This is a genomic window from Halomonas sp. KAO (assembly GCF_015595025.1).
In the GTDB taxonomy this organism is placed as follows: Bacteria; Pseudomonadota; Gammaproteobacteria; order Pseudomonadales; family Halomonadaceae; genus Halomonas.
The window spans coordinates 1-851 of record NZ_JADNRL010000019.1; the positions used below are offsets into that span (position 1 = coordinate 1).

At 63.9% G+C, this 851-nt stretch carries 1 pseudogene; it reads right to left on the reverse strand.

The features are described from left to right. Window positions 1-851 (reverse strand): annotated as a pseudogene (locus IOC61_RS06335) (hypothetical protein); the annotation flags it as partial.

Genomic DNA, 851 nt, shown 5'->3' on the forward strand with positions numbered 1-851 from the left:
TATCACCCTCGAACGTCACCTTGCCGTTCGGGCCGATGTTGTGACTATTGCCGTTGGTGTCGGCCACGTTCCAGCCGGCATTGGCAGTGGTATTAGCCGAGCGGATGGCGTCATCGATGGTGCTCTCGCCGGTACCGCCCACGTCACTCATGGTGAAGTCGTTGCCGGTGTAATCGGCATCGCCACCCAGCACGTTGCTGGCCAGGCTGTCGCCCGCTGCCTGCAGCTGGCTGCCGTTGATGGCATCGCTGCTGCTGCTGTTGATGGCGCCATCGGCCACGCCGGTGATGGTGTTACCAGCCGCATCGATACCGCCACTGGTGACACTCGGCCCACCCGCAATGGTCATGCCGTCGACGCCGTAGGCGGTGCTGTTGGTGCCATCGGTGACGTTGGTGCCGGTCGCGGTTACTGCAGTCGTGTTGCCGGCCGCATCCGTCACCGTGGTGCCGGTGGCACCAGTGATGGTCTGGTTGCCGTTGGTATCGGTCACCGCCAGGCCATCAGTATCGAGCACGCTATTGCCCGCGGTCACGCTATCTACATTCAGGTCAGGGTTCAGGGTGATGTCGATCTGACCGTCATCCTCCTGGCCGTTCTGCGCCACGCTGATATTGCTGTCGCCCTGGAAGTCCACCGCGCCGTTCGGCCCGATGTTCACCTGATCGGCGCCGGAGCCGCTCAGGTTCCAGCCGGCGTTGGCAGTCTGGTTGACCAGGTCCAGCTGCTCCTCGGTGGCCGCACGTCCCGCTTGGGCGAAGTCACCGCCATCGAGGTCGGTGTTGGTCAGGCCCGTGATGTCACCGGCACTGCCATCGAGAGTGATGCTGTTGCCAGCACCGGCCACGCTG